Origin of the sequence: Streptomyces tyrfis, assembly GCF_037034285.1 — a bacterium.
In the GTDB taxonomy this organism is placed as follows: domain Bacteria; phylum Actinomycetota; class Actinomycetes; order Streptomycetales; family Streptomycetaceae; genus Streptomyces.
This window is the reverse complement of the sequence record NZ_JBAGJZ010000004.1, coordinates 133623-155962: the sequence shown is the minus strand read 5'-3', so window position 1 is coordinate 155962 and position 22340 is coordinate 133623. Positions and strand designations below refer to the sequence as shown.

The following is a 22340-nucleotide window of genomic DNA, read 5'->3' as shown; positions in this document are numbered from 1 at the left end:
TCCGGTCCCCTGCCGGGGTGTCCGGGCGGGCGCCCGTGCGGATGCGTTCGGTGTCCGGCGTTCGGCGCCGGGGCGCGGGCGGCGGATCCCGTGCGGGCCGTCAGGGCTGCTGGAAGCCCGCGGCCCGCAGGATCTTCTGCGCCTCGGGGCCGCTGAGCCACTTCACGAACGCGGCGGCGGCCTCGGCGTGCGAGGACCCCCGCAGGGTGGCCGCCGGGTAGGCGGCGACGGCGTTCTGGGCGTCGGGGATGTCGACGGCGTCGACCTTGTCGGCGGCCGACTCGGCGTCCGTCTTGTAGACGATGCCCGCGTCGGCCTCGCCGAGCTCGACCTTGCTGAGCACGGCGCGGACGTTGGGCTCCTGGGAGACCGGCTCGACGTCGAGCTTCTGGGCGTCGAGGACCTGCTCTCCGTAGCGGCCGACCGGGACCTCGGGGGCGGCCAGGACGACCTTCAGCCCGGCCCTGGTGAGGTCCTTCAGGCCGGTGATCTTCTCCGGGTTGCCCTCCGCGGTGGCGATGACGAGGCGGTTCCTGGCGATGACGACGGGGGTTCCGGTGTCGGCCTTCAGCCCGTCCATCGTCCGGGTGTCGGCGGTGACCAGGGCGTCGGCGGGGGCGCCCTGCTTCACCTGGGCGGCGAGCTCCTGGGAGCCGGCGAAGGAGAACGTGACCCGGGTGCCGGGGTGGTCCTTCTCGTAGGCGGCGCCCGCTGTCTTGAACACATCGGTGAGCGAGGCCGCGGCCAGCACCGTCAGCCTGGCGCCGGCGGGCTTCGCGGAGGCGCCCGGGGCGTCCTTCTCGTCCTTGCCGCCGCAGGCGGCGAGCGGGACCAGCAGTGCGGCGGTCACGAGCGCGGCGGCGGCGCGGCGCCGGGTGAGGATGGTCGTCATGGTGGGGCCGGGGCTCCTTGGGTGGTGCGCCTCGCGGACGGGGCGCGGTCAGAGGCGGTCGATGTGCACGCTGGTGGACTTCACCCGGGCGGTGGCCCGCATGCCGACCTCCAGTCCGAGTTCCTCGACGGCTTCCCGGGTGAGCAGCGACACCAGCCGGTGCGGGCCCGCCTGGATCTCGACCTGGGCCGCGACGTCGCCCAGCTTCACCGCGGTGACGATGCCCGGGAAGGCGTTGCGGGCGGTCGTGTACGGGGGTTCGTCGTCGCCCCCGCCGCTCTGGCCGGTCTCGACGGCGAGGGCGGCCAGGTCGCGGCCGTCGATGAGCCGCCGGCCGTTCTCGTCGCGGTGGGTCGCGACCCTTCCGGCGTCCGCCCAGCGGCGGGCGGTGTCGGGGCTCACGCCCAGCAGGCGCGCCGCCTGACCGATCGTGTAGGACTGCATGTGCGCCAAGATATTCGTATGTACCTGGCATCTGCAATCCATATGGCCGATTCCACCGCGCATGTGCCGGGTGGCTGATTCGGATCGACCGGGCCGGGCGCGGCGTCGCGCCGCGCCGCGCCGCGACGGTGCGTGAGGAGTCGGGCGCGCACCGGAGAGGGCAAGGTCACAGACGAAGCATCTGCTGCCGGTCCGGGGCCTTGCCCTAGCATCTGGGCATGACGGTCCTGCCTGCCGACGGGCTCTCGTTGGCCGCCGAATTCCCCCGCCCCGCCCACGAACAGTGGCAGCGCCTCGTCGAGGGCGTGCTGCGCAAGTCGGGCCGGGACGCGGAGGGTTCGGCCGCCGAGGAAGCGCTGTCCACCACGGTGGAGGACGGGCTCATCACCCGTCCCCTGTACACCTCGCACGACGGCTCCCCCGACGCCGGGCTCCCGGGCTTCGCGCCCTTCGTCCGCGGCGGCAGGGCCGAGGGCAACACGGTGGGCGGCTGGGACGTGCGCCAGCGGTACGCGCTGACGGACCCGGCGCGCCTCAACGAGGCGGTGCTCGCCGACCTGGAGAACGGGGCCACCTCGCTGTGGCTGACCGTGGGCGGCGGCACGGGCGCGGCGGTGCCGGACCTGGCCCGGGCGCTGGACGGCGTCTATCTGGACCTGGCCCCGGTGACGCTCGACGCGGGCGCCGAACTGGACGCCGCGGCCGCTGAGTTGCTGCGCCTCCACGAGGAGCGGGGGCTCGACCCGCGGGCCGCGCGCGGCGGCCTCGGCGCGGATCCGCTGGGCCTGGCCGCCCGCACCGGCGCCGAGTCCGATCCAGCGGCGGCGGTCCGCTGGGCGCTGCGCTGCGCCCAGGAGCACCCGGGACTGCGGGCGCTGACGGCCGACGCCCTGCCGTATCACGAGGCGGGCGGCTCGGCCGCCCAGGAGCTGGGCGCGTCGCTGGCCACCGGCGTCGCCTATCTGCGGGAGCTGACCGGGGCCGGGCTCACGGTCGAAGCGGCGTGCGGGCAGCTGGAGTTCCGGTACGCGGCGACGGCCGACCAGTTCCTGACCATCGCCAAGCTGCGGGCGGCACGGCGGCTGTGGGCCCGGGTGGCGGAGGTGTGCGGGGCGTCCGGCGCCGGGGCGCAGCGGCAGCACGCGGTGACGTCCTCGGTGATGATGACGCGCCGCGACCCGTGGGTGAACATGCTGCGGACGACGCTGGCGTGTCTGGGCGCGGGGGTGGGCGGGGCCGACTCCGTCACCGTGCTGCCGTTCGACCACGCGCTGGGGCTGCCGGACGCGTTCGCCCGCCGCATCGCCCGCAACACGTCGACGATCCTGCTGGAGGAGTCGCATCTGGCCCGGGTGATCGACCCGGCGGGCGGCTCCTGGTACGTGGAGCGGCTCACCGCCGAACTGGCGGAGAACGCCTGGGCGTTCTTCCAGGAGATCGAGCGGGCGGGCGGTCAGGCCGCGGCCCTGCGGTCGGGGATGGTCGGCGAGCGCCTCGCGGCCACCTGGGCGGCGCGCGGCAAGGACCTGGCCACCCGGCGGGAGCCGGTCACCGGGGTCAGCGAGTTCCCGCATCTCGCGGAGCGCCCGGTGGAGCGCGAGCCGGCCCCCGCCGCGCCTGCGGCCGCCGCGCCGGGGGCCCTGCCCCGGGTCCGCCGCGACGAGGCGTTCGAGGCGCTGCGCGCCCGGTCCGACGCCCGTCTCGCGGCGGCCGGGCGGCGGCCCCGGGTGTTCCTGGCCGCGCTCGGCCCGGCCTCGGCCCACACCGCGCGGGCGACGTTCGCCTCGAACCTGTTCCAGGCGGGCGGGATCGAGCCGGTCCACGACCCGGTGACGGTGGACGCGGCGACGGCCGCCGACGCGTTCCGGGCGAGCGGGGCCGAGGTGGCGTGCCTCTGCTCCACCGACGCGCTCTACGCCGAGCAGGCCGCCGAGGTCGCCGCGGCGCTGGCCGGGGCCGGGGCGCGGCGGGTGTTCCTCGCGGGCCGGCCCGGCGCGTACGCCGGTGTGGACGCGTACGTCTTCGCGGGCTCCGACGTGGTGGCCGTGCTCTCCTCCGTCCTCGACCTCCTGGGTGTGGCGTGATGCGAATCCCCGACTTCTCCGACATCGAACTCGGTCCGGGCGGCGGCGCCGGCGTGTCCGAGGACCAGTGGCGTTCCGCCGTGAAGGAGTCCTCCGGCAGCTCCGACGACGATCTGCTGTGGCAGACGCCGGAGGGGATCCCGGTCAAGCCGCTGTACACCGGGCGCGACCTGGAGGGGCTGGACTTCCTCGGCACCTATCCCGGGATCGCCCCGTACCTGCGGGGCCCGTACCCGACGATGTACGTCAACCAGCCGTGGACGATCCGGCAGTACGCCGGGTTCTCCACCGCGGAGGAGTCCAACGCCTTCTACCGGCGCAACCTCGCGGCGGGGCAGAAGGGCCTCTCCGTCGCCTTCGACCTGCCGACCCACCGCGGCTACGACAGCGACCATCCCCGGGTGACCGGCGACGTCGGCATGGCGGGGGTGGCGATCGACTCGATCTACGACATGCGTCAGCTCTTCGACGGCATCCCGCTCGACCGGATGTCGGTGTCGATGACGATGAACGGCGCGGTGCTCCCGGTGCTCGCGCTCTACATCGTGGCCGCCGAGGAGCAGGGTGTCGGGCCGGAGAAGCTGGCCGGGACCATTCAGAACGACATCCTGAAGGAGTTCATGGTCCGCAACACCTACATCTACCCGCCGAAGCCGTCGATGCGGATCATCTCCGACATCTTCGCGTACACCTCGCAGCGGATGCCGCGTTACAACTCGATCTCCATCTCCGGCTACCACATCCAGGAGGCGGGGGCGACGGCCGACCTGGAGCTGGCGTACACCCTGGCGGACGGGGTGGAGTATCTGCGGGCCGGACGGGACGCCGGTCTCGACGTGGACGCGTTCGCGCCGCGGCTGTCGTTCTTCTGGGCGATCGGCATGAACTTCTTCATGGAGATCGCGAAGCTGCGGGCGGCCCGGCTGCTGTGGGCGAAGCTGGTCGGGAAGTTCGAACCGAAGAACGCCAAGTCCCTCTCGCTGCGCACCCATTCGCAGACCTCGGGGTGGTCGCTGACGGCGCAGGACGTGTTCAACAACGTCACCCGGACCTGCGTGGAGGCGATGGCCGCCACCCAGGGGCACACCCAGTCGCTGCACACCAACGCGCTGGACGAGGCGCTGGCCCTGCCGACGGACTTCTCGGCGCGGATCGCCCGCAACACCCAGCTGCTGCTCCAGCAGGAGTCGGGCACCGGCCGGGTCATCGACCCGTGGGGCGGCAGCGCGTACGTGGAACGGCTGACGTACGACCTGGCGCGCCGGGCCTGGCAGCACATCGAGGAGGTCGAGGCGGCGGGCGGCATGGCGCGGGCCATCGACGCGGGCATCCCCAAACTCCGGGTCGAGGAGGCCGCGGCCCGCACCCAGGCGCGGATCGACTCCGGGCGCCAGCCGGTGATCGGGGTCAACAAGTACCGGGTGGAGACCGACGAGCAGATCGACGTGCTGAAGGTCGACAACTCCTCGGTGCGCTCCCAGCAGATCGAGAAGCTGCGCCGGCTGCGCGAGGAGCGGGACGAGCCGGCCTGCCGGGCGGCGCTGCGCGCGCTGACCGAGGCGGCCGGACGGGCCCCCGGCTCCGGTCTCGACGGCAATCTGCTGGCACTGGCCGTCGACGCGGCCCGCGCGATGGCGACCGTGGGCGAGATCTCGGACGCCCTGGAGAAGGTGTACGGGCGGCACGCGGGCCAGATCCGTACGATCTCCGGTGTGTACCGCAACGAGGCAGGTGAATCCCCTTCCGTGGACCGCACCCGGGCGCTGGTGGACCGGTTCGAGGAGGCCGAGGGGCGCCGTCCGCGCATCCTGGTCGCCAAGATGGGCCAGGACGGCCACGACCGCGGCCAGAAGGTGATCTCCACCGCCTTCGCCGACCTGGGGTTCGACGTCGACGTCGGCCCGCTGTTCCAGACGCCGGCGGAGGTGGCGCGGCAGGCGGTGGAGGCTGACGTGCACATCGTGGGCGTCTCCTCGCTGGCCGCCGGGCACCTCACGCTCGTCCCGGCGCTCCGCGAGGAGCTGGCGGCCGAGGGGCGCGAGGACATCATGATCGTGGTGGGCGGGGTGATTCCGCCGCAGGACGTCGAGGCGCTGCACGAGGCGGGTGCGGCGGCGGTGTTCCCGCCCGGCACGGTCATCCCGGACGCCGCCCACGACCTGGTGGTGCGGCTGGGCGCCGCGCTCGGTCACGAGCTGTGAGCCGCTGATCCGATGCCTCCGAAGATCGACATCGACGACTACGCGAAGGGCGTGCTCGACGGGAAGCGGGCGCACATCGCGCGCGCCATCACCCTCGTCGAGTCCACCCGGCCCGACCACCGGGCCCTGGCCCAGCGGTTGCTGCGCGAGCTGCTCCCGCACTCCGGCGACGCCCGGCGCGTCGGCGTCAGCGGTGTGCCCGGCGTCGGGAAGTCCACGTTCATCGACGCGCTCGGCACCATGCTCACCGGGCTCGGGCACCGGGTCGCGGTGCTGGCCGTGGACCCCTCATCGCGCCGTACCGGCGGCTCGATCCTGGGCGACAAGACCAGGATGGAACGCCTGGCGGTCGACCCCGCGGCGTTCGTGCGCCCCTCCCCCACCGCCGGGACGCTGGGCGGGGTGGCGAAGGCGACCCGGGAGTCGATCGTGGTGATGGAGGCCGCGGGCTACGACGTGGTGCTGGTGGAGACGGTCGGCGTCGGCCAGTCGGAGACGGCGGTGGCGAACATGGTCGACACGTTCCTGCTGCTCACACTGGCCCGCACCGGCGACCAGCTCCAGGGCATCAAGAAGGGCGTGCTGGAGCTGGCGGACGCCGTCGCGGTGAACAAGGCGGACGGCCCGCACGAACGCGACGCCCGCGCGGCCGCGCGTGAACTCGCGGGCGCGCTGCGGCTGATGCACCCGGCGGACGCGGCCTGGACTCCGCCGGTCCTCACCTGCAGCGCCCGCGAGTCGACCGGCCTCGACACGTTGTGGGAGCGCCTGGAACAGCATCGCGCGCTGCTCGAATCGACCGGGCGGCTCGCGGCGAAGCGGCGCGACCAGCAGGTCGACTGGACCTGGACGATGGTGCGGGACGAACTGCTGGAGAGCCTGCGCGCCCATCCGGGGGTGCGGGCGCTCGCACCCGAGCTCGAACAACGCGTCCGCGAAGGCGAGTTGACGGCCACACTGGCGGCCGAGCGAATCCTGGACACCTTCCGGGGCCCGTCCCCGGCAGCGGAGGACGGAGCCCCCGCGAAGGACTGACGGGCACTCGGCCCTCACCACCTCGCCCCGGCCCGGCGCGGCGCCGGCGCACGGTCGGCATCCGCCGCCGGGGCGCCGGGGCCCGTCGTGGGGCACGGCCGGCGCGGCCGACCGCGCCGCGGAAAACACACTTCCGAAGAAGCGGCCCGCCACGCCAGGAACATGACATATCGTCAGTTCCGAAAGTTCCGCCGTCGCCGGCCGGGCCGCCGCCGACGCGGCGGGCGGTCGCGCGGCGGTGTTTCTCACTCTTCCTCCTTCCCGCCACGCTCTCCCCGTGGTACGGTGCGAGCGGCACATGTGTCTTGCCTCACTTCGAGGCCCGGTGCCACTCCCCCCAATTCTCCTGGCCGGCCTCCCGTCCTCCGCGGACGGCGGTCCGGCTTTGCCGCACCACCCCTCCAGCCCGGTACGGGCTTCCCGTCCGGGCCTCTCCGCCCGTCGCCCGGGGTGTGATTCCGTCCGCCCCTCGCGTCGTCCGGGCCTTCATCCGGCATGCCCGCGAAAGGACCATCCGCATGACCACCAACCTCGAACTCCCCCTGGAACAGAGGGAGTTGACTGGTGCCGCAGGTCTCCTGGACATCACCGCCCAGGGGCACGGCACGCTGCGCGTCCGCGCGGACCGCACCTGCCCCGACGATGTGCAGGTCCCCGCCGCCCTGATCCGGCGCCACGCCCTGCGCCGGGGCGACCTCGTCGAGGGCGTGTGCCACCGGCCCCGCGTGCTGTCCGACGTCGTACGCGTCGACGGCCGCTCCCCCGAAACACTGCGGGGACGGCCGCACTTCCGCGATCTCACCCCGATCCACCCCCGCTGCCGACTGCGGCTGGAGACGCCCCGCGGGGGCCCGGCGACCCGCCTGGTCGACCTCGTCTCACCGATCGGCAAGGGGCAGCGCGGGCTCGTCGTGGCGCCGCCCCGGGCCGGCAAGACGGTGCTGCTGCGGCAGATGGCCGAGGCCGTCGCCGTGAACCACCCCGAGTGCCGGCTGATGGTGGTGCTGGTGGACGAACGCCCCGAGGAGGTCACGGACATGCGCAGGTCCGTGCGGGGCGAGGTGCTCGCCTCGACCTTCGACCGCCCCGCCCGGGAACACATCGCGCTCGCCGACCTCGCGATCGAACGCGCCAAGCGGCTGGTCGAGGACGGCCAGGACGTCGTCGTCCTGCTGGACTCCCTGACCCGGCTGTGCCGCGCCCACAACAACGCGGCCGCGGCGGGCGGGCGCACCCTCAGCGGCGGCGTCGACGCGGCGGCCCCGCTCGGCCCCAAACGGCTCTTCGGCGCCGCCCGCCTCACCGAGGAGGGCGGTTCCCTCACCATCCTGGCCACCGCGCTGGTGGACACCGGCTCCCGCGCCGACGAGTACTTCTTCGAGGAGCTCAAGGGCACCGGCAACATGGAACTCCGGCTCGACCGCTCACTGGCCGACCGGCGCGTCCACCCGGCCGTCGACATCCAGGCGTCCGGCACCCGCCGCGATGAACTGCTCGTTCCCGCGGCGGAGTTGCGGGTCATGCGCCGGCTGCGACGCACCCTGCTCACCAGGAACGACCCGCGGGCGGCGCTCGGGCCCCTGCTCGACCGGCTGCGGCGCACCCCGGACAACGCCGCCTTCCTCCGCAGCGTCCACCTCACCGTCCCGGATGACTGAACCCCGGCGTCGTGCGCGGCGCGGGCCCGGCGCTCCGGCGCCGCCGCCGGGCCGGCCCGGGCCCGCGACCGGAACGTTCCGGCGCGTGCCGCCGTGCGCACCGGAAGCGGTGCGCCCCGCGTCCGGTGCGTGCGGACGCGGGGCGGGACGCCCGCCGGCTCCCGACCGGCGCGCGGTCAGTTCGTGGTGTGCAACGAGGCGGTGTGTTCCCGGACCTGGGCCGGCGTCAGGTAGGTGTCCGTGTACTCGAAGTCGCGCAGCTTCGCCGGGTTGCGGGCCTGGAAGCCGGTGCGCACGAAGTCGTCGCCCGCGACGGCGTTCAGCATCCAGTTGGTCATCACGCGCGCCTTGGCCACATTGGTCCGCAGCGCCGACCAGTGGTAGCCGCGCGCGACGGCCTGGGCGGGGACTCCGTGCAGCTCGATGCCGACGGGCTTGGAGACCGCGTCCTTGCCGCCGAGGTCCACGACCAGGCCGAGGTCCCTGTGGGAGTAAGGCTTGAGCGGCCGGCGCCGCAGGGTGGCGATGAGGTTGTCGGCGAGCGTGCGGCCCTGGCGCGAGGCGTGCTGGGCGGTGGGCGGACACACCGCCCCGCCGCCCTTGGTCAGGTCCGGCACGGCTGCCGCGTCCCCGAGGGCGAAGACGCCGTCGAAGCCCGGCAGACGCATCTCGGGCGTCACCGCCAGTCTGCCGCGCACCGTCTCCGCGTCGAACGTGGACACCAGCGGGCTGGCGGCCACCCCGGCCGTCCAGATCAGGGTCCGGCAGGGCACCACCCGGCCGTCGGTGAAGGTCACCTTCTCCGGTCCGGCCTCGGCGACCGAGACGCCGAGCGACACCTCGATGCCGCGTGCGCGCAGCACCTCCAGGGCGCTCCGGCCGAGCTTGTCCCCGAGTTCGGGCATCAGCTTCGGGGCGATGTCGATGAGGTGCCATCTGATCAGCCGGGGGTCGAGCCGGGGGTAGCGCTTGACCGCGTTGACGGTCAGGCGCTGGAGGCAGGCGGCCGTCTCGGTGCCGGCGTACCCGCCGCCGACCACGACGAACTGGAGACGGGACGTCCGCTCCGCCTCGTCCTGGCTGGCGTCCGCCAGATCGAGCTGGGCGATCACATGGTCCCGGATGTACGCGGCCTCGGCGAGCGTCTTCATGCCCCGGGCGTGATCGAGGAGGCCGGGAATGTCGAAGGTGCGGGTGATGCTGCCGGGGCTGAGGACGATGTAGTCGTAGGGCTCGTAGACGATCTCGTCGGTGATCTTGCGAATGACGCAGATCTTCGCCTTGGGGTCCACGCCGATGCCGCCGCCCGGAATGATCCGGGTGCGGTGCCGGCTGCTGCGGCGCAGCGACACCGCGACCGACTGAGGGGTGAGGATGCCGGCCGCCACCTGGGGCAGCAGGGGCAGGTAGAGCTGGTACGAGGACGGGGTGACGAGCGCGATCTCCGCCTCTCCCGGCACGAGTCTGCGCTCCAGACGGCGTACGCACTCCACCCCGGCGAATCCGGCGCCGACAACGAGAATCCTGGGTCGTGCCACAGCGTTCGTCCCTTCTCGGGCATGCGCGGTCGCCCGCTCGCCTGCCCCTTCGCACACGTCCGTCCACTCCCATCTTCACGAGCCGCGCGCGACTTCGCCTGTCGGGAACGGCGGACGGACGACGCGTCCGGTCGGGTCGCCGGGTTCAGCCGGCGTCCGCCGGGGGCGGCGGCGTCGTCCGGGCGCCGGGACGGTTGATGACTTCGTCGATGGCCCGGACCGTGGGGTGGTGCAGGTCGAACGCCGGGGACTCGGAGCGGATCCGCGGCATCGTGAGGAAGTTGTGCCGCGGCGGCGGGCAGGAGGTCGCCCACTCCAGCGAGCGGCCGAAGCCCCACGGGTCGTCGACGCCCACGTTCCTGCCGTACCGGGCGGTCTTCCACACGTTGTAGAAGAACGGCAGCATCGACAGTCCGAGCAGGAAGGAGGAGATCGTGGAGACCGTGTTCAGCGCGGTGAAGCCGTCGGCGGCGAGGTAGTCCGCGTAACGGCGCGGCATGCCCTCGGCGCCCAGCCAGTGCTGCACCAGGAACGTGCCGTGGAAGCCCGCGAACAGCGTCCAGAAGGTGATCTTGCCCAGCCGCTCGTCGAGCATCTTGCCGGTGAACTTCGGCCACCAGAAGTGGAATCCGGCGAACATCGCGAAGACCACGGTGCCGAAGACCACGTAGTGGAAGTGCGCGACGACGAAGTACGAGTCGGAGACGTGGAAGTCCAGCGGCGGCGACGCCAGGATCACGCCGGTCAGTCCGCCGAACAGAAAGGTGACCAGGAAGCCGGTGGCCCAGAGCATCGGGGTCTCGAAGGAGAGGGAGCCCTTCCACATCGTGCCGATCCAGTTGAAGAACTTCACCCCGGTGGGCACCGCGATGAGGAACGTCATGAAGGAGAAGAACGGCAGCAGCACCCCGCCGGTCACGAACATGTGGTGCGCCCACACGGTCACCGACAGGCCCGCGATGGCGATGGTGGCGCTGATCAGACCGACGTAGCCGAAGATCGGCTTGCGGCTGAAGACCGGGATGATCTCGGTGACGATGCCGAAGAACGGCAGGGCGATGATGTACACCTCCGGATGCCCGAAGAACCAGAAGAGGTGCTGCCACAGCAGGGCGCCGCCGTTGGCGGGATCGAAGACGTGGGCGCCGAACTTCCGGTCCGCCTCCAGCACCAGCAGGGCCGCCGCGAGGACCGGGAAGGCCATCAGCACGAGGACCGCGGTCAGCAGGACGTTCCAGGTGAAGATCGGCATGCGGAACATGGTCATGCCGGGTGCGCGCAGGGCGATGATCGTGGTGATGAAGTTGACCGAGCCGAGGATCGTGCCGAAGCCGGAGAGCGCCAGGCCCATGATCCACATGTCGCCGCCGATGCCGGGCGAGTGGACCGCGTCGGTCAGCGGGGAGTAGGCGAACCAGCCGAAGTCGGCCGCGCCCTGCGGGGTGAGGAAGCCCGCCACCACGATGACCGAGCCGAAGAGGTACGCCCAGTAGGCGAACATGTTGAGCCGGGGGAACGCCACGTCGGGCGCGCCGATCTGCAGCGGCATGATCCAGTTGGTGAATCCGGCGAACAGCGGCGTCGCGAACATCAGCAGCATGATCGTGCCGTGGATGGTGAACGCCTGGTTGAACTGCTCGGGCGAGACGATCTGGATGCCCGGCCGGGCCAGTTCGGCGCGCATCACCAGGGCCATCACCCCGCCGACGACGAAGAAGGCGAACGAGGTGACGAGGTAGAGCGTGCCGATCGTCTTGTGATCGGTGGTGGTGAGCCACTTGACGACGACGTTTCCGGGCTCCTTCGCGCGGAGCGGAAGCTCGTTCGCGTACCCCTCCTCCTCGTCGGCTGCCCCTGTCGTGCCCGTCGTCGTCACTGGGACGCTCCTTCGCTCGTCGTTCGCGGATGGAGCGTGCCCCGGCCGGGCGCCGTCTCCACCGGGGCGGCCGCCGGGCCGCTCCCGCGTGTGTCACGCCGGATCCCCGGTGCAGCAAATCAGCCGGGGGGCCGCCGAGTGCGGCCCGGCGCCCTCCGTCGTGCGACTTTCACCCGTCAGGGCGGCGGGTGGGGCGCCGGTGCGAACACGAGAACCGCCCCGGCCGGGCGTGGTGCCGGCCGGGGCGGGAGGAGCGATGTGCCCCGTTCCGCGGCTGTCGCGTCAGCCGAGAGAGGCGATGGCCTGCGTGAACGTCGCCGACGGGCGCATCACGGCCGCGGCCTTGGCCGGGTCGGGCTGGTAGTAGCCGCCGATGTCGGCCGGCGAGCCCTGGACCGCGATCAGCTCGTCGACGATGGTCTTCTCCTGCTCGGTCAGCGCCTTCGCGAGCGGGGCGAACGTCTGCGCGAGGTTCGCGTCGTCGGTCTGGCGCGCCAGCTCCTGAGCCCAGTAGAGGGCCAGGTAGAAGTGGCTGCCGCGGTTGTCGATGCCGCCGAGCCTGCGGCTGGGCGACTTGTCCTCGTTGAGGAAGGTGCCGGTCGCGCGGTCCAGGGTGTCCGCGAGGACCTGGGCGCGGGCGTTGCCGGTGGTCGACGCCAGGTGCTCGAAGCTGGCCGCGAGCGCGAAGAACTCGCCCAGGCTGTCCCAGCGCAGGTAGTTCTCCTTGACCAGCTGCTGGACGTGCTTCGGCGCGGAGCCGCCGGCGCCGGTCTCGAAGAGGCCGCCGCCGTTCATGAGCGGGACGACGGAGAGCATCTTCGCGCTCGTGCCCAGCTCCAGGATCGGGAACAGGTCGGTCAGGTAGTCGCGCAGCACGTTGCCGGTGACGGAGATGGTGTCCTCGCCGCGGCGGATGCGCTCCAGCGAGAACGCGGTCGCCTTCTCCGGCGACATGATCTCGATCTGCAGGCCGTCGGTGTCGTGGTCGGCGAGGTACTTCTTGACCTTGGCGATGAGCTGCGCGTCGTGGGCGCGGCCCTCGTCGAGCCAGAACACGGCCGGGACGCCGGTGGCGCGGGCGCGGGTCACGGCGAGCTTGACCCAGTCCTGGATCGGCAGGTCCTTGGCCTGGCACATGCGGAAGATGTCGCCGGCGCCGACCGCCTGCTCCAGCACCACGTCGCCCTTGCCGTCGACGACCCGCACGGTGCCGGTGGTGGGGATCTCGAAGGTCTTGTCGTGGCTGCCGTACTCCTCGGCCTTCTGCGCCATCAGACCGACGTTGGGCACCGAGCCCATGGTCGACGGGTCGAAGGCGCCGTGGGCGCGGCAGTCGTCGATGACGACCTGGTAGACGCCGGCGTAGCTGCTGTCGGGGAGCACCGCGAGGGTGTCGGCCTCCTGGCCGTCCGGGCCCCACATGTGGCCGGAGGTGCGGATCATGGCCGGCATGGAGGCGTCGACGATGACGTCGCTGGGGACGTGCAGGTTGGTGATGCCCTTGTCGGAGTCGACCATGGCCAGCGCGGGGCCCTGGGCGATCTCGGCCTCGAAGGACGCCTTGATCTCGGCGCCCTGCGGCAGGGACTCCAGGCCGCCGAGGATGGCGCCGAGGCCGTCGTTCGGGGAGAGGCCGGCGGCGGCGAGCACGTCGCCGTACTTGGCGAAGGTGTCGGGGAAGAAGGCGCGGACCACGTGGCCGAAGATGATCGGGTCGGAGACCTTCATCATGGTGGCCTTGAGGTGGACGGAGAAGAGGACGCCCTCCTCCTTGGCGCGGGCGACCTGCGCGGTGAGGAACTCGCGCAGTGCCGCGACGCGCATGACCGCCGCGTCGACGACCTCGCCCCGGAGCACCGGCACCGACTCGCGCAGCACGGTGCTGCTGCCGTCGTCGCCGATGAGCTCGATGCGCAGGGAGCCGTCCTCGGCGATGACGGCGGACTTCTCGGTGGAGCGGAAGTCGTCGACGCCCATGGTGGCGACGTTCGTCTTCGAGTCGGCCGTCCAGGCGCCCATGCGGTGCGGGTGCGCCTTGGCGTAGTTCTTCACCGAGGCGGGGGCGCGGCGGTCGGAGTTGCCCTCGCGCAGCACCGGGTTGACTGCGCTGCCCTTGACCTTGTCGTAGCGGGCGCGGACGTCCTTGTCCTCGTCGGTCCGCGGGTCGTCCGGGTAGTCCGGGAGCGCGTAGCCCTGGGCCTGCAGCTCGGCGATGGCGGCCTTCAGCTGCGGGATCGAGGCCGAGATGTTCGGCAGCTTGATGATGTTGGCCTCGGGGGTCCTGGCCAGGGCGCCGAGCTCGGCGAGCGCGTCGCCGATGCGCTGGTCCTCCCGGAGGCGCTCGGGGAAGGAGGCGATGATGCGCCCGGCCAGAGAGATGTCCCGGCTCTCGACGTTGACCCCGGCCTTCGAGGCGTACGCCTGGACGACGGGCAGGAACGAATACGTCGCCAGGGCCGGGGCCTCGTCGGTGTGTGTATAGATGATGGTCGAGTCAGTCACCCTCTGCTCCGCTCCACGTCTGCGACATTGCTTGACATCAAGATATCTCGTGACGGCCGCCGGCTCGACAGGGCCCCGCCTCTGTTCCGCGGGCGGCCGTGACGGGCGTCGGATTCAGGGGCGGCCAGCTGCCGGGACCGCCTCCGCCGACGGCACCGGACCCGGCGCGGTGCCGTACCCGAAGGGGCGTCCGCCCAGCTCCTCGCGGTGGTGCGGGGTCAGCCAGCCCGACAGGTCGGGGCCCGCGGGCACGATGCCGGTGGGGTTGATGCCGGCGTGCACCTGGTAGTAGTGCCGCTTGATGTGGTCGAAGTCGACGGTGTCCCCGAAGCCGGGCGTCTGGTACAGGTCTCTGGCGTAGGCCCACAGCACCGGGTCCTCGGCCAGCTTGGAGCGGTTGCACTTGAAGTGGCCGTGGTAGACGGCGTCGAAGCGGACCAAGGTGGTGAAGAGTCTGATGTCCGCCTCCGTGAGGAACTCCCCGACGAGGTAGCGCCGGTCCGCCAGACGCTCGGAGAGCAGGTCCAGGCGGCGGAACAGGTCCCGGTAGGCGGCTTCGTACTCGGCCTGCCCGGAGGCGAAGCCCGCGCGGTACACACCGTTGTTCACGTCGCGGTAGACGCCGTCCATGACCTCGTCGATCTCCTCGCGCAGGGCCTCGGGGTACAGGTCGGGGGCGCCCGGGCGGTGCAGTGTGGTCCACTCGGTGGCGAGGTCCAGGGTGATCTGCTGGAAGTCGTTGGTGACCAGCCTGCCGCTGGGCACGTCGACGATCGCGGGCACGCTGACCCCGCCGGAGTAGCCCGGCTCCCGCGCCGCGTACGCCTCGCTCAGGTACGCGATGCCGAGCACCGGGTCCCGGCCGCCCTCGTCGAGGGTGAAGCGCCAGCTGCGGTCGTCCTGGATCGGGTCGGCGACGGCCAGCGAGAGGACTCCTTCCAGCCCGAGGAGCCGCCGGGAGACCAGCGCGCGGCTGGCCCAGGGGCAGGCGCGGCTGACGACGAGCCGGTAGCGGCCGGCCTCGACCGGCCAGCCGTCCCGGCCGTCGGCGGTGATGCGGTCGGCGAAGTGGCTGCGGGACCGTTTGAAGGGCTTGTGTCCGTACGCCTCGTTGGCGACGAAGCCGGGGCTCTCGCCGTCCGCGGCCCGGTTGGTGCTGCTCCCACTCATGATGCGCTCCCTGTCTTCCTCACGGCGTTGTGTTCCTCATGGCGTTCCCCCTCTCATGGCGTTCCCCCCGTTTTCGCGTGGGGGGCGGCGTGGCGCGCGCGTCCCCTGCCGCGGCGGTCTCCCCGCAGGTCCGCCAGGCCGACGAGCAGGGCGGCGAGGACGAAGGCGACCGCGATGACGAGGCCGTGGTCGTAGGCGGCGGCCCAGCCGCCGCCCACCTGGGCGAAGAAGACCGAGCCGACCGCGGCGATCCCGATCGCGGAGCCGACGCGCTGGCCGGTCTGGAGGGTGCCGCCGGCGCTGCCGGCCGTGGCCACCGGGACCTCGGAGAGGGTCAGTGTCTGGTTGGGCGCGACGACCAGGCCGCTGCCCAGCCCGGCCAAGAGCAGCGGGGCGGCCATCACCCATCCCGCGCCGTGTCCCGGCACCAGGTGCGCGGCGAGCGCGGTGGCGGCCAGCCCGGCGGCCACCGCGGCGAGCCCGGTCACCACGAGGGGCCGTCCGAAGCGGTGGACGAGCCGGCCGCCCGGGCTCGCCGCGACGGCCGAGCCCAGGGCGAACGGCGTGATGGCGAGTCCCGCCTGCAGGGCGCTGTAGTGCAGCCCGTTCTGGAGGTAGAGGGTGGTGACGAAGAAGATCGAGGTGAATCCGGCGAAGTACACCAGGGCCAGCAGACAGCCGAGCCAGTACGAGCGGATCCGGAAGAGCGACAGGTCGACGACGGGGTGCGTGCCGCCCGCGCCGCACCGGGACTCCCAGCGGACGAAGCCGGTCAGGAGGGCCGCGGCCAGCACCACCAGCAGCCACTTCCGGTCGCCCGGCCACTGCTGGGCCTGGACGAAGGGCAGCAGCAGGGCCAGGACGCCCGTGCCCAGCAGCAGCACCCCGACCGGGTCGAGGTCGCGCAGGCGCACCGTCCCGGCCGACGGGGTGTCGGGCAGGAGGCGCCGGGCCAGCAGCAGGCAGACGGCGCCCAGCGGCAGATTGACGTAGAACACCCAGCGCCAGCCCTCGTGGGCGCCGGCCGCCTGGATCAGCAGCCCGCCGGACAGCGGGCCCACGGCGGTGGACACGCCCACCACCGTGCCGAACATGCCGAAGGCCCGGCCACGCTCGGGACCGTCGAACATCTGCTGGATCAGTGCGGAGATCTGGGGCGAGATCATGCCCCCGGCGAGGCCCTGGACCAGGCGTGCGACCACCAGCCAGGTACTCGACTGGGCGGCTCCGCAGGCCGCCGAGGCGAGCGTGAACAGGGCGAGACCGGCCATGAACACCGCGCGCCGCCCGCGCGCGTCGCCGAGGCGTCCTGCGGGGATCAGGAAGAGTCCGAAGGCGAGCGCGTAGCCGGAGAGGACCCATTGCAGGTCGGACGTCGGGGTGCGGAGCCCGGTCCGGATCGACGGCAGGGCGACGTTCACGATGGACACGTCCAGCAGGGTCATGAACCCGGCGATCAGGCACACCGCGAGCGCCCGCCAGCGGCGCGGGTCGGGGGCGCCGGGGGCCGTGGCAGCGCCCCGCCCCGAGGCACCCCGTTGAGCAGCACTCTCGGCCATGGCTCGCACCCTACGGGCTGTCCCGTCGTCCCCGGTGGATCAGCGCGCGGCGTCGCACGCGGCGCGCTCACGAGGCGACGGAACGCCGGCGTCCGGACGCGTCCGGACGCGCCCCCGGCTCCCCGGACATCCGTGCGCCACCGGCTCCCGGACCGGCACGCTTCCGCCCCCATTCGGGCGCACGGCGCCGGGGGCTCGTCATCGGCGGCCGGGGGCGGGCGGCGTCCCTGAGAGACTGTCACGGGGGCGGCCCGTGCGTCCCCGGCGGATCGGCGCGCGGTGCCGGACCCGGTGCGGCGCACGCCGCCGGAACGCCCGTACGCCCACCGGGCCGGAGCGTTCCGGCGAGGCGGCGGGGCGCCCGGGACGTCGTCGTGCGCGTGCCGGGGGCGACGGGACCGTCGTCACGGACCCACGAATCCGGCTGGAGCCTGACATGACATCAGTTCCCGTGCCCCGCACGGTGTTTTCCACGGACCTCGGGAGGGGCGGGTGGCCGGCCGGCGGCCGCAGACCGGTCGCCGGGCCGGCCCGGCGCGCGTTCCCGGCGTCCTCCGGGAACCGGGCCGCGGCCCCGCGACGCGGCCCTCTCGTCCCGCGGCACGCGGGCGATCGGGCGCCGGACGGCCGCGTCGCCGCCGCCGCGTCCTTCCCGGCCGTACTCGTCAAGGCCGGCTGAGCCATGGACGTGATATCCGTCGCCGTGATAGGCGCGGGTCCCCGTGGGCTCTCCGTGGTGGAGAGGCTCTGCGCCAACGCCCCTGTCCTCGCCGGGGGGAGACGCTGTGTCATCCATGTGGTCGACCCGTACCCGGCGGGCGCCGGGCGGGTCTGGCGCACGGACCAGCCCGGGGAGCTGCTGATGAACACCGTGGCGTCCCAGATCACGGTCTTCACCGACGCCGGCGTCAGCTGCGAGGGGCCGGTCGTGGAGGGTCCCAGCCTCCACGCGTGGGCGGTCCGCCTCGTGCGGGACCGGCCGGACGACGTGCCCGCCGCGGTGCTGTCGGAGGCCGGGCGTCTGGGGCCCGATTCCTACCCGTCCCGGGCGTTCTACGGTCACTATCTGCGGTGGGCGTTCCGGTTCGTCCGCCGCTCCGCCCCTCCCGGCGTCTCCCTCGATGTCCGGCGGGCGACCGCGGTGGGGATCACGGACCGCGAGGACGGCCGTCAGGACGTCGCGCTGGACGACGGCGGGACGATCAGCGGCGTCGACGCGGTCGTCCTGGCGCAGGGGCACTGCGACACGGACCCGGGCGAAGAGACGCGCGCCCTGGCCGGGCACGCCCGCCGGCACGGGCGCGTCTACGTCCCGCCCGCCAACCCGGCCGACGTCGACCTCTCCGCCGTCGGCTCGGGGGACCTCGTCGCCCTGCGCGGTCTCGGCCTCAACTTCTTCGACTACACGGCCCTGTTCACCTCGGGGCGCGGCGGCCGCTTCCACGATCGGAACGGCAGGCTGGTGTACGAGCCGTCGGGCGAGGAACCGCGTCTGCTGGCGGGTTCGCGGCGCGGCGTCCCGTACCAGGCCAGGGGCGAGAACGAGAAGGGCGTGTCGGAGCGTCATGAGCCGCTGTTCCTCACTCCGGACGTGCTCGCCGCGCTGCGCGAGGCGGCGGACGCGGGCGCGCCGGCCCGCTTCCGGCGGCAGGTGTGGCCGCTGGTGGCCAAGGAGGTCGAGAGCGTGTACTACGCGGCGCTGCTGGCCGAGCGCCGCCATCCGGACGCGTCCGTCGGCTTCCTCCCCCGGTACGTCAAGGCCGTCCTGGCCGGGGACGACGGGACCGAGGAGGACGGACTGCTGAGCGAGTACGGTATCGGCCCGGACGACCGGTGGGACTGGGACGCGGTGACCCGCCCCGGCCCGCCCGGTTCCCCGGCGGGCGTCGCCTCCTTCAACGCCTGGCTGCTCGGCCATCTGGCGCGGGACGCGGCGCGCGCGGCGCGCGGCAACGTCACCGACCCCGTCAAGAGCGCGCTCGACGTGCTGCGCGATCTGCGCAACGAGATCCGGCTGGTGGTCGACCACGGCGGGATCGGCGGCGGTTCGTACCGGGACGACCTCGACGCCTGGTACACCCCGATGAACGCCTTCCTCTCCATCGGACCGCCGGCGCGCCGGGTCCGGGAGGCGGCGGCTCTCGTCGAGGCGGGGGTCCTGTCGCTCGTCGGCCCCGGCATGGCGGTCGCCGCCGATCCGGGCACCGGCCGTTTCGCCGTCACGTCGGACCTGACCGGCGACCGCCCGATCCTGGCGGACGCCCTGGTCGAGGCCCGGCTCCCGGAGCCGGACATCCGGCGCACCCGGGATCCGCTGATGGGGTCCATGCTGGCCCGCGGCCAGTGCCGCCCCTATGTGATCGCGGATCCGGACGGGCCCGGCCACCCGACGGGCGGCCTCGCGGTGAGCCCGTCCCCGTACCGCGTGGTGGACGCCGACGGGCGTCCGCACCCGGCCCGGTTCGCGTACGGCGTGCCCACCGAGCACGTCCACTGGGTGACGGCCGCCGGCATCCGTCCGGGGGTGGACTCCGTGATCCTCGGCGACTCCGACGCCATCGCCAGGGCCGCGCTGCGCGTCGGCGCCGGGGCGGGGACGGCGGGCGCCGGGGCCCCTCGCTCCTCCGGGGCCCGGGAGACGGCCTGACCGCCGTCCCCGTGCGGCCGCCGGGGAAGAGATGCCGGTCCCCAGTTCCCGGCCCGGGGCCGCGCACCCGCCGAGTGCGCGGGCCGGCCGGGGCGTGACTCGGGCCGTGCCCTCGGCGCCGGCCCCGGGACCGTGCGCGACGAGCGGCCGGGCCGCCCGGAGCACGGTCCGGCCGGGGTCTGTCCGGGGAGGAGCTCCGGCCGCTTCCCGGCCGTGCCCGGGCCGGCCGCCGCGGGGGGGCGGTCGGCGGTCGGCGGTCGGCGGTCGGCGGTCGGCGGTCGGCGGTCGGCGGTCGGCGGTCGGCGGTCGGCGGTCGGCGGTCGGCGGTCGGCGGTCGGAACGCACCACGCGCCACCGGCGTCACCGGGGTGCGCACCGACCGGACATCGGTCCCGCCGCTTCCACCGCAACGTGTCACTCTCTCAGTAGAGTCGTTTCCGAGTTCGACGAAAGCCCAGCCGAAGCCCGCCGACGGACACCGCGAACCGCGCAGTGCGACCGCCCGCCGACCCTGCCGGTCCGCGCGGCCCCCGCCCGGTGCGCGCGCCCCGACGCCAACCTCGCCAGGAGACTCCGTTGCGAATGCTGATCAACGCTCCCGAAACCGTCGTCGCGGACGCGCTGCGCGGCATGGCCGCCGCTCATCCCGGACTGGCCGTCGACGTGGAGAACCGCGTCGTCGTACGGCGTGACGCGCCGGTGGCCGGGAAGGTGGCACTCCTCTCCGGGGGCGGCTCCGGGCACGAGCCGCTGCACGCCGGGTTCGTCGGCCCCGGCATGCTCTCCGCGGCCTGTCCGGGAGAGGTGTTCACCTCGCCGGTGCCGGACCAGATGGTGCGGGCCGCCGCCGCGGTCGACGGCGGGGCGGGGGTGCTGTTCGTCGTCAAGAACTACACCGGGGACGTGCTGAACTTCGAGATGGCCGCCGAACTCGCCGAGGACGAGGGGCTGCGGGTCGCGAAGGTGATCGTCGACGACGACGTGGCGGTGACCGACAGCCTGTACACGGCGGGGCGCAGGGGCACCGGCGCCACGCTGTTCGTCGAGAAGATCGCCGGCGCCGCGGCCGACGAGGGGGCGCCGCTGGAGCGGGTGGAGGCGGTGGCCCGCCGGGTGAACGAGTCCTCGCGCAGCTTCGGCGTGGCGCTCAGCGCCGTCACCACGCCCGCCAAGGGCTCCCCCACGTTCGACCTGCCGCCGGGCGAGCTGGAGCTGGGCATCGGGATCCATGGCGAACCGGGGCGGGAGCGGCGTCCCATGATGACCTCGCGGGAGATCGCGGACGCCTCGGTGGAGGCGGTGCTCGACGACCTGCGGCCGACGGCGCCGGTGCTCGTCCTGGTCAACGGGATGGGCGCGACACCCCTGTTGGAGCTGTACGGGTTCAATGCCGAGGTGCAGCGGGCGCTGTCCGGGCGGGGGGTCGTGGTGGCTCGTACGCTCGTGGGGAACTATGTGACCTCGCTCGACATGGCGGGCTGTTCGGTGACGGTCTGTCAGGTGGACGAGGAGTTGCTGCGCCTCTGGGACGCGCCGGTGGAGACCCCGGCGCTGCGCTGGGGCCGTTGACCCGACGACTGACCCGACGACAAGGAGATCATGTGCTCGACGCCGGTTTCTTCCACCGTTGGATGACCGCGGCCGCGGCCGCCGTGGACCGCGAGGCCGACCACCTCACCGAACTCGACTCGGCGATCGGGGACGCCGATCACGGCGCCAACATGCGGCGCGGTTTCGCCGCCGTGACCGCGGTCCTGGACGAGGAGGCGCCGCAGACCCCGGGCGCCGTGCTGATGCTCGCCGGACGGCAGCTGGTCTCGACGGTCGGCGGGGCCTCCGGACCGTTGTACGGAACGCTGCTGCGCCGTGCCGGGAAGGCCCTGGGCGACTCGCCCGAGGTGACGCCCGAGCAGCTGGCGGAGGCGCTCGGGGCGGGCGTCGCGGCCGTGTCCCAGCTCGGCGGGGCGCGGGCCGGGGACAAGACGATGCTCGACGCGCTGCTGCCGGCGGCGGAGGCGCTCGGGACGTCCTTCGAGGCGGCCCGGGACGCCGCCGCGGCGGGGGCGCTGGCCACGGTGCCGTTGCAGGCGCGCAAGGGCAGGGCGAGTTATCTGGGCGAGCGCAGCATCGGACACCAGGACCCGGGGGCGACGTCCTCCGCCCTGCTGGTCGAGGCGCTGGCCGAGACGGCCAAGTCGGACGGGGGCGGCGCGTGAGCGGCGGGAGTCAGGTGGGTATCGTGCTGGTCTCGCACAGCGGCCCGGTGGCCGAGTCGGTCGCGGAGCTGGCGAGGGGCCTGGCGGCCGGGGGTGCGACGGCTCCGGTCGCCGCCGCCGGCGGCACCCCCGACGGCGGGCTCGGCACGAGTGCGGAGCTGATCGCCGAGGCAGCCAGGTCGGTGGACTCGGGCGCGGGCGTGGTGCTGCTGGTCGACCTGGGCAGTGCTGTGCTGACGGTCAAGTCGATGCTGGCGGAGGGCGACGAACTCCCGGACGGCGCACGGCTGGTGGACGCGCCGTTCCTGGAGGGCGCGGTGGCCGCCGTGGTGACGGCTTCGGCGGGCGGCGACGCCGCGGCGGTGGAGGCCGCGGCGTCGGAGGCGTACGCGTATCGCAAGGTGTAGCGGGGCGGTTCCCCGCCGGGCCGGGACCGCCTCCGTGCCGGATCCCGCCCGGCCAGGGCCGCCCCCGCACCGGGATCCCGCCCGATGCGGGGGCGGCCCCGGGCCCGCCGG

General features: G+C 73.4%; 15 protein-coding genes. 8 read left to right on the top strand and 7 right to left on the bottom strand.

Annotated elements, in window-relative coordinates; all coding sequences use genetic code 11:
* Positions 1-100 precede the first annotated feature (100 nt).
* Both modA and WA762_RS04970 read right to left on the bottom strand, forming a co-directional pair.
* Complete coding sequence (gene modA, locus WA762_RS04975) at positions 101-892, bottom strand: molybdate ABC transporter substrate-binding protein (protein WP_335933210.1); 792 nt, start codon at positions 890-892, stop codon at positions 101-103.
* A gap of 48 nt (positions 893-940) precedes the next feature.
* Complete coding sequence (locus WA762_RS04970; protein ID WP_335933209.1) at positions 941-1336, bottom strand: TOBE domain-containing protein; 396 nt, start codon at positions 1334-1336, stop codon at positions 941-943.
* Between the two features lie 218 nt (positions 1337-1554).
* Between WA762_RS04970 and mutA the strand changes: the two genes are divergently transcribed.
* The 4 genes from mutA to rho all read left to right on the top strand — a co-directional run bounded on the left by mutA (position 1555) and on the right by rho (position 8314).
* Positions 1555-3420, top strand: a complete 1866-nt coding sequence (gene mutA, locus WA762_RS04965; RefSeq protein WP_335933207.1) for a methylmalonyl-CoA mutase small subunit — start codon at positions 1555-1557, stop codon at positions 3418-3420.
* Positions 3420-5621 carry a methylmalonyl-CoA mutase gene (gene scpA, locus WA762_RS04960; RefSeq protein WP_335933206.1) on the top strand — a complete coding sequence of 734 codons (2202 nt, stop codon included), beginning with the start codon at positions 3420-3422 and terminating at the stop codon, positions 5619-5621. The genes mutA and scpA overlap by 1 nt, the downstream gene beginning before the upstream one ends.
* 12 nt (positions 5622-5633) lie before the next feature.
* A complete protein-coding gene (gene meaB / locus WA762_RS04955; protein WP_335933205.1) occupies positions 5634-6656 on the top strand; it encodes a methylmalonyl Co-A mutase-associated GTPase MeaB in 1023 nt (340 codons plus the stop codon).
* Positions 6657-7174: 518 nt separating this feature from the next.
* Positions 7175-8314, top strand: coding sequence for a transcription termination factor Rho (rho, locus tag WA762_RS04950; protein WP_335933203.1), 1140 nt, complete (start codon positions 7175-7177; stop codon positions 8312-8314).
* Positions 8315-8490: 176 nt separating this feature from the next.
* Here rho and WA762_RS04945 read toward each other — a convergent pair whose 3' ends face one another.
* The 5 genes from WA762_RS04945 to WA762_RS04925 form a co-directional block, all read right to left on the bottom strand.
* Positions 8491-9852 carry an NAD(P)/FAD-dependent oxidoreductase gene (locus tag WA762_RS04945; RefSeq protein WP_335933202.1) on the bottom strand — a complete coding sequence of 454 codons (1362 nt, stop codon included), beginning with the start codon at positions 9850-9852 and terminating at the stop codon, positions 8491-8493.
* A gap of 145 nt (positions 9853-9997) precedes the next feature.
* Positions 9998-11728 (bottom strand): aa3-type cytochrome oxidase subunit I, encoded by a 1731-nt coding sequence (ctaD, locus tag WA762_RS04940; protein ID WP_335933201.1) that lies wholly within the window; start codon positions 11726-11728, stop codon positions 9998-10000.
* Positions 11729-12010: 282 nt separating this feature from the next.
* Entirely contained in the window at positions 12011-14230 is a 2220-nt protein-coding gene (locus WA762_RS04935; RefSeq protein WP_335933199.1) for an NADP-dependent isocitrate dehydrogenase, read from the bottom strand.
* 114 nt (positions 14231-14344) lie between these two features.
* Complete coding sequence (locus WA762_RS04930) at positions 14345-15400, bottom strand: glutathione S-transferase family protein (RefSeq protein ID WP_335933198.1); 1056 nt, start codon at positions 15398-15400, stop codon at positions 14345-14347.
* Positions 15401-15453: 53 nt separating this feature from the next.
* Positions 15454-16959, bottom strand: a complete 1506-nt coding sequence (locus tag WA762_RS04925; RefSeq protein WP_335933197.1) for an MFS transporter — start codon at positions 16957-16959, stop codon at positions 15454-15456.
* A gap of 682 nt (positions 16960-17641) precedes the next feature.
* Between WA762_RS04925 and WA762_RS04920 the strand changes: the two genes are divergently transcribed.
* The 4 genes from WA762_RS04920 (at position 17642) to WA762_RS04905 (ending at position 22229) form a co-directional block, all read left to right on the top strand.
* The gene (locus WA762_RS04920; protein WP_335933195.1) at positions 17642-19606 is read left to right on the top strand and encodes an FAD/NAD(P)-binding protein; all 1965 of its coding nucleotides are present in this window, start codon (positions 17642-17644) and stop codon (positions 19604-19606) included.
* Positions 19607-20182: 576 nt separating this feature from the next.
* The gene (gene dhaK / locus WA762_RS04915; protein ID WP_335933194.1) at positions 20183-21175 is read left to right on the top strand and encodes a dihydroxyacetone kinase subunit DhaK; all 993 of its coding nucleotides are present in this window, start codon (positions 20183-20185) and stop codon (positions 21173-21175) included.
* Positions 21176-21207: 32 nt separating this feature from the next.
* Positions 21208-21822, top strand: a complete 615-nt coding sequence (gene dhaL / locus WA762_RS04910; protein WP_335933193.1) for a dihydroxyacetone kinase subunit DhaL — start codon at positions 21208-21210, stop codon at positions 21820-21822.
* Entirely contained in the window at positions 21819-22229 is a 411-nt protein-coding gene (locus WA762_RS04905; RefSeq protein WP_335933191.1) for a PTS-dependent dihydroxyacetone kinase phosphotransferase subunit DhaM, read from the top strand. The genes dhaL and WA762_RS04905 overlap by 4 nt, the downstream gene beginning before the upstream one ends.
* Positions 22230-22340: the final 111 nt, after the last annotated feature.

Bases quoted from the DNA above. Each gene is read 5' to 3' on its own strand.
- meaB (WP_335933205.1), top strand. From the start codon at position 5,634: ATGCCTCCGAAGATCGACATCGACGACTACGCGAAGGGCGTGCTCGAC.
- modA (WP_335933210.1), bottom strand. From the start codon at position 892: ATGACGACCATCCTCACCCGGCGCCGCGCCGCCGCCGCGCTCGTGACC.
- rho (WP_335933203.1), top strand. From the start codon at position 7,175: ATGACCACCAACCTCGAACTCCCCCTGGAACAGAGGGAGTTGACTGGT.
- mutA (WP_335933207.1), top strand. From the start codon at position 1,555: ATGACGGTCCTGCCTGCCGACGGGCTCTCGTTGGCCGCCGAATTCCCC.
- WA762_RS04920 (WP_335933195.1), top strand. From the start codon at position 17,642: ATGGACGTGATATCCGTCGCCGTGATAGGCGCGGGTCCCCGTGGGCTC.
- WA762_RS04930 (WP_335933198.1), bottom strand. From the start codon at position 15,400: ATGAGTGGGAGCAGCACCAACCGGGCCGCGGACGGCGAGAGCCCCGGC.
- WA762_RS04970 (WP_335933209.1), bottom strand. From the start codon at position 1,336: ATGCAGTCCTACACGATCGGTCAGGCGGCGCGCCTGCTGGGCGTGAGC.
- WA762_RS04925 (WP_335933197.1), bottom strand. From the start codon at position 16,959: ATGGCCGAGAGTGCTGCTCAACGGGGTGCCTCGGGGCGGGGCGCTGCC.
- scpA (WP_335933206.1), top strand. From the start codon at position 3,420: ATGCGAATCCCCGACTTCTCCGACATCGAACTCGGTCCGGGCGGCGGC.